General features: G+C 30.8%; 7 protein-coding genes. 3 read left to right on the top strand and 4 right to left on the bottom strand.

What is annotated here, in order from left to right; genetic code table 11:
- Positions 1-100: 100 nt before the first annotated feature.
- Positions 101-1783 (bottom strand): hypothetical protein, encoded by a 1683-nt coding sequence (locus ACI313_RS05885; protein WP_439755533.1) that lies wholly within the window; start codon positions 1781-1783, stop codon positions 101-103.
- 45 nt (positions 1784-1828) lie between these two features.
- Positions 1829-1963 carry a hypothetical protein gene (locus tag ACI313_RS05880; protein ID WP_320609062.1) on the bottom strand — a complete coding sequence of 45 codons (135 nt, stop codon included), beginning with the start codon at positions 1961-1963 and terminating at the stop codon, positions 1829-1831.
- A 124-nt stretch (positions 1964-2087) separates the two neighbouring features.
- On the opposite strand from ACI313_RS05880, the gene ACI313_RS05875 reads away from it, so the two are divergent.
- Entirely contained in the window at positions 2088-2399 is a 312-nt protein-coding gene (locus ACI313_RS05875) for a hypothetical protein (protein WP_439755532.1), read from the top strand.
- Positions 2400-2455: 56 nt separating this feature from the next.
- Here ACI313_RS05875 and trxA read toward each other — a convergent pair whose 3' ends face one another.
- Both trxA and ACI313_RS05865 read right to left on the bottom strand, forming a co-directional pair.
- Positions 2456-2764: a thioredoxin gene (trxA, locus tag ACI313_RS05870; protein WP_320609064.1), complete on the bottom strand. Its 309-nt coding sequence runs from the start codon at positions 2762-2764 to the stop codon at positions 2456-2458.
- 26 nt (positions 2765-2790) lie between these two features.
- Complete coding sequence (locus ACI313_RS05865; RefSeq protein WP_320609065.1) at positions 2791-3666, bottom strand: HAD family hydrolase; 876 nt, start codon at positions 3664-3666, stop codon at positions 2791-2793.
- Between the two features lie 243 nt (positions 3667-3909).
- On the opposite strand from ACI313_RS05865, the gene ACI313_RS05860 reads away from it, so the two are divergent.
- Together ACI313_RS05860 and ACI313_RS05855 are read left to right on the top strand one after the other, a co-directional pair.
- Complete coding sequence (locus ACI313_RS05860; protein WP_439755531.1) at positions 3910-4482, top strand: manganese efflux pump MntP; 573 nt, start codon at positions 3910-3912, stop codon at positions 4480-4482.
- Between the two features lie 9 nt (positions 4483-4491).
- Positions 4492-5427 (top strand): calcium/sodium antiporter, encoded by a 936-nt coding sequence (locus tag ACI313_RS05855; protein WP_439755530.1) that lies wholly within the window; start codon positions 4492-4494, stop codon positions 5425-5427.
- The last annotated feature ends 1041 nt before the right edge of the window (positions 5428-6468 follow it).

Genomic DNA, 6468 nt, shown 5'->3' with positions numbered 1-6468 from the left:
ATAAAAAATTATAAAATATGGCCTTATTTTTATAATTTTAGAAAAAAAACTTAAGGTTTAAGATTAAAAAAGGAAAAGACCCAAAAAGGCCTTTCCCCATTTATTTACGTTTATTTTTACGACTTAATTTTACACTTGTAATAATGCCAAGACTAGAAACACCCATTAATGAAGTCCATAAATTCACATCAAATCCAAATGCAGTTGGAACATCTTTTTTAGTTTCTTTTTTTGTTGTCTTTGGTTTATCTTTTGTGTAATATACATTTATTTCAATATCTTGATCAAGACTTCCTACAAACGCATAATCCATATCCACATATGTATACCCTTTAATTGCAAGTTTTCCTTGTTTCGTTACATCATATGGACCAGATTCAACATCGTTTAACACAAAATCATCGTGAACAACTTTATTAGTATCTTTTTCTAGATAATGAATTGTGATTGTATGAAGTCCGTGCGCAGCTTTCAAAGCCAATTGACCTTCATATTCCCCAGAAGGCATATTCACAACATAGTAATTCTCACCCTCTGTTTTATGGGCTTTCCAACGATAAGAAGTACCATCATTTCCTTTTATACCATCTTCAAACCAACCTGTAATTTTATGAGAACAATCAGGGTCACCATCTAACATCCAATTTGTACCTGTAGTACCAAAAGATACTTTACCTGTACTATAGATATCATCTCCTGCTACACTGGCATGGTTATTATATAACTGTACATTGGAACTAATAGAAGCTGTTCCATTAATATTAATACCACCACCTAGTCCAAGCATAGTGGCTGTATTTCTTATAATATTGACACTTGCGGAATCTGCGATTGTTAATGTACCCGATTTTTGATAGATACCAGATCCCAAGTTATCGGTAATATTCAATGTACAATTTTGAATAGTAGAAGGACCATTGATATATAAAGCCCCTGGAATTGTCCATTTACTACTTAATGAACAACGATTTCCGGTAATCTCAACTTGAGATCCACCATCAATTAATAAATTATTGGAAACATGAATTCCATTGGCTCCGTTTTCCCTGGCAACTACACTTGATGCTACAACACTTAAATTAGAAGCCGATAATCCATGCGCTGCATTGGCTGTAAAGTTCACAAAGGAATTATTTTTAATATCAAAATTAGATCCATTTGAACCATTTCCACGACTATTCACTACATTGACAGTTGAATGATTAATAGAAGCATAGAACGTTCCTGTAAAACCAGAGCGGTTATTATCGGATAGATATGTGGAATTGACCATATTGACATTATATCCACCATCTCCTCCATCCCATTCCAAAGCATCTTGTTGGTAATTGATAATTTCTAAATAAGAATTATTTAAATTCAACTTATTGTTGCTGCAAAAATAAATCGCATGAACATTATTATTTTGTCCGTTCATATATAACGATGAATTATTTAATGTCATAGAAGCATCTTTACTAGCACAAATACTCATCCAATTCCATTCAGCCGTATATGGCGTAGAAGTAATCCCATTCATTGAAACAATCGTATTATTAATCGTTAAGTTTGAAGACCATAACGCAATTCCATATTGCGTAAAAGATAGCGTATGATTGTTTCCATCAATGATAACATCATGATTCAAGTTTATCCCCGCTGTCGTCACGTCTTGTAACAAGGTTATTGTATCCCCTGCTTCTGAATCATTCAAAGCTTCATCAAACGATGCATAAAGAGTATCTCCAATTTGTGCCACTCCTTGTTGCACTGGATCATTCAACAATTCTGGTTGTGAATCCATTGTGTAAAGAACATCGCCATCAAGTTGTTCAGACGGAACATTACTTTATTCTTCTACGACTGGTTCCATTGAATCGGTTTCAATGTCTTGTGCATAAACCATCATATTGGCTGCACTCAAAACAAAATAAGCACTAGCAGGATATGCTAATGCTTTAAACAAATTATTTTTTTCTTTCATAGCACGTACCCTCTCTGTGTGTTTTCTATATTTGCATTATAACCTATATTTACCAACTTTTGTCAATATCAACAATAAATAAAAAATCATCTTTTTTTAAATTATTTTTACATTCTCCTAAGTCATGACAAAAGAATTAATTGATGAACGCTTTGATTCAGCATATATAAAAACCTTACGAAAATATGGTATTATGGACATAGATGAACAGGAGGTAAGCAAGATGTGTAATTACCATGAATTTGTCTTAGAAAAAGGAATTAGTCAAGGAATTGATATTGGACGAAATGAAGAGCGTAAAAAATATATGAATCAAAAAGTTGATACCATTCGCTTGATTATGAATGAATATCACAAAACTTTTGAAGATACCTACTCTTTTCTGAATTACGATGAAAGTGAACGAGAACAATATCGTAAATTAATTTTTAACTAATATAAAAAAGCCATAGTATTTGATTATGACAAACACTATGGTTTTTTGTTTGTGTATTAAGCGTGTGCTTCAATTTTGGCAATGATGCTTCCTGCTGGCATATATCCCGAAAAAGCATCTACTTGTTTTCCATCTTTGAATAAAATCATAGTTGGAACTGCCATAACACCAAAACGACTAGCTAAATCACTTGATGCATCAACATCCACTTTTACAATTGTTACTTTATCTTTTAGTTTTTCTTGAACGTCTTCTAAAACTGGTGCCAACATTTTACATGGACCACACCAAGTCGCAAAGAAATCTACTAAAACTAATTTTTCATTCATTAATTCATTAAATTCTTCTGTATTTACTACTTTCATATGTTTGTCCTCCTACTACTAATATATTATACGAAATCCTTTGTTTCATCTACTAAATTGCCCAAAACAATGTCATCAATTACTTTTCCAATGCCATTGTCATTATTCGAATCTGTAATGATATCCGCAATTTGTTTCACTTCTGGTAAGGCATTACCCATCGCAACACCAATACCAGCTTCTTGAAGCATTTTTATATCGTTTTGAGCATCTCCAAAGGCCATTACATTTTCCATAGTATAGCCATTTAATTCACATATCTTCTTTAATGAATGTGCTTTATTTACTCCTTTAGGCATAATTTCCATCCAATAATCCGATACCAACATACATTCACAATCATTTAAATCATTTTGAATGTCTTTTAAATGAATGGAAAAGAAATCAGGATTATGAAAGAATACGATTTTATTGATTGGAAAATCAAATTCATAGTTTTTAAAAGGAATTCGATGATAATTAAACTTTGTTCCCTTAACCATGGATCCTTTCTTATTTCTTCTTTTCATCCATCTTTTAATTTCTCTAATATAATTAGACAACGATCCATAAAAATACGCATCATTATCACATGTAAAACGAGCTAGACAATGATATTTTTTAGCGACTTGTTCGATTTTAAAACAATCTTCTTTATTAAAGACACTATCATGATAAGTTTTCTTTGATTGAAAACTATAAATCTGTTGTCCATTAATCATTGATAAATAATGATTTCCACTTTCTAAGTTCAATTTCTTATAAATAAACTCACAACCCTTTAAGTTTCGACCCGTACAAATTACGATTTGAATTCCTTGTTTCATCGCAAGTTGAATCGAATGAAGAGTGCGATCATCTATTTTTTTATCATCATTTGTCAATGTACCATCTACATCAAAAGCTAAACATTTAATTTCCATGAAACTAGTATACGACATTTTATGTTGATTGAGTATTGACAAATACTACATTAATCATTAAAATTTTAAAAGTCTATGGGGGAGTAGCAACCACCAAAGTGGAACATGCCAACATACCGGTAAAAACCTGGCATAGTTTTAAAATGCGAGACTCATGTATTGTTTTTTTACTATGCATGAGACGATAATTGATATTTAGCTCAAGTATAGTAAAACTTGAGCTTTTTTATTAGGAGATGAATTATGACTTTTATTATTAATGCGATTTTATTGGGTGTAGGATTGGCAATGGATGCTTTTTCAGTTTCAATGGCCAATGGACTACACGAAGTAAAAATGAAAGCGAAAAAAGTATTGTCAATTGCCTTTACTTTTGGTTTCTTTCAATTTTTAATGCCTATGATTGGATGGATTTGTGTTCATACCATCGTAGAAGTTTTCCAACAATTTGAAAAAATTATTCCATGGATTGCCCTTCTTTTATTATGTTACATTGGAATTAACTTATTAAAAGAAGGATTCTCAAACGAAGAAGAAAAAGAAGAAGAAAACCTTGTTGATTTCAAATCCCTTTTAATTCAAGGAGTTGCCACTTCTATTGATGCTCTATCCGTAGGATTTACCATTGCCAACTATAATTTTATGAACGCTTTTATTTGTTCATTAATTATTGGAATCGTGACATTTATTATTAGTTTTGTCGGTGTTCACATCGGTAAAAAAGCTGGTATGAAACTAGCTGGTAAAGCCTCTATTTTAGGTGGAATTATCTTAATCGGAATTGGAATTGAAATCTTTGTGACAGGTGTATTTTAGGAGGAAGCTATGAATATTTTTACAGCCGCTTTATTATTAATTCTTGGATTTGTACTACTAATTAAAGGAGCCGATTTCTTCGTAGACGGAGCAAGTTCCGTTGCCAAGAAATTACGCGTTCCATCTATTATTATCGGATTTACTATTGTTGCCATGGGAACAAGTCTTCCTGAATGTGCTGTTAGTGTTACTGCTTCTCTAGCTAACAATAATGCTTTAGCCATCAGTAACGTTGTAGGAAGTAATATCTTTAATTTAATGGTTGTTTGTGGATGCGCTAGTTTATTTGCTCCTTTAGCCATTAGTAAAAGTACCCTAAAAAAAGAATTCCCATTCTCTGTTTTATGTGCTTTGTTGTTATTGTTGTTTGGATATACAGGTGCTAGTTTATCAAGAATGGAAGGAATTGTTTTCTTAGTTATTTTTGCGGCTTATATTTTATGGATGATTTATAGTGCCTTAAAATCAAGACAAGAAAATGAAGAAGAAATTGAATCTTTACCAACTTGGAAATGTATTTTATTCATTGTAGGAGGAGCCATTGCCATTAAATACGGTGGTGACTTTGTTGTTGATGGAGCTAGTTTTATTGCCACAAAAATGGGATTATCACAAAATCTTATTGGACTAACAATTGTTGCTTTAGGAACAAGTTTACCAGAATTAGTAACTTCAGTTGTAGCTGCAAGAAAAGATGAAGTCGATATGGCACTAGGAAATGCGATTGGATCAAATATCTTTAATATTTTATTGGTACTAGGAGTTGCCGGAGCTATTAGTCCTGTTGCCTTCATTATGGAAAATATGATTGATATCATTTTATTAATGATTATGTGTATCATTGTTTGGATAATGGCTTGGACAAAACAATCTATCAATAAAAAAGAAGGATTGTTTATGATCCTAATTTATGTTGTTTATTTAGTATATATTTGCATGAGATAAGTATAATAAAAATCCATGGTATTTTAAATGATTACCATGGATTTTTTATATTATTATGAAACACTTATTTCTTATAACCATTAATATATTTTCTCATAAAAAAATACAATATCGCTCTAACAACCAAATACACAAAAGGAACAAAGTGAACCCAACGTGGTCTATCAGATCTAAAACACAGAGGCACTAATATAACTGTAACAAGGATTATATCAACAATACAGATAATCCCATATTTTTTTAAATCAGAATCCATATAATCTACCCTTTCTTTAAAACTCTAAAAGGAAAATCAACTTTCCCTCTTAATATATTTCACAATTACTTTATGTAGTAATAGTGATCTAACACATACATATATATAAGGAATAATCGTAACCAAAAAATATCTATTATCAAAACAAAGATACGATAATATAATAACGGCAATCACCAAATCAATAAAATAGAACATCTTAAAATCAAAAGAATTAGAATCCATATTATTTACCTACACTTCCTATATTCCCTATAAACGATATATAAAACAAAGCATTTATACTAATCACTTAAAAGGGAAATCAACTTTCTCTTTTAATATATTTCACAATTACTTTATCGAACAACACTAGCCTTAAAGGAAAATATATATATAAGGAATAATTTTAATCAAAAAAGATTTATTACCAAAACATAAATATGACAACGTAGCATTAATAATAGCAAAATCAATAAAATAGAGAAGCTTAAAGTTAAAATAATTAGAATCCATATTATTTACTTAACTCCTTTCTATCTGATTGTTTTAAGTAATTACTTATAATTATAATATAAACTATTTATATATAATAACAAGTCTTGTGCAATACCTAATTGTTTAGTACAATATAAAAGTAGGATTGTATATAGCCACTATTTATCATGACATAATCAGGAATATTCTTGATTATTTTTTAGCACATTTTTTAGCACTTAACTATTGACAGTGCTAACTATAGTGTTATAATAATAAATATCCACCAGCCTAGCTGGTGGTTTTTCAGTTTCGGGCATAGCCCTGCT

Origin of the sequence: Floccifex sp. (assembly GCF_051873495.1) — a bacterium.
Lineage (GTDB): Bacteria > Bacillota_I > Bacilli_A > Erysipelotrichales > Erysipelotrichaceae > Floccifex.
This window is presented reverse-complemented; position numbering and strand designations above follow the sequence as displayed.

Coding starts and splice junctions, on each gene's coding strand:
- ACI313_RS05885 (WP_439755533.1), bottom strand. CDS start 1,783: ATGGATTCACAACCAGAATTGTTGAATGATCCAGTGCAACAAGGAGTG.
- ACI313_RS05880 (WP_320609062.1), bottom strand. CDS start 1,963: ATGAAAGAAAAAAATAATTTGTTTAAAGCATTAGCATATCCTGCTAGT.
- ACI313_RS05875 (WP_439755532.1), top strand. CDS start 2,088: ATGACAAAAGAATTAATTGATGAACGCTTTGATTCAGCATATATAAAA.
- trxA (WP_320609064.1), bottom strand. CDS start 2,764: ATGAAAGTAGTAAATACAGAAGAATTTAATGAATTAATGAATGAAAAA.
- ACI313_RS05865 (WP_320609065.1), bottom strand. CDS start 3,666: ATGGAAATTAAATGTTTAGCTTTTGATGTAGATGGTACATTGACAAAT.
- ACI313_RS05860 (WP_439755531.1), top strand. CDS start 3,910: ATGACTTTTATTATTAATGCGATTTTATTGGGTGTAGGATTGGCAATG.
- ACI313_RS05855 (WP_439755530.1), top strand. CDS start 4,492: ATGAATATTTTTACAGCCGCTTTATTATTAATTCTTGGATTTGTACTA.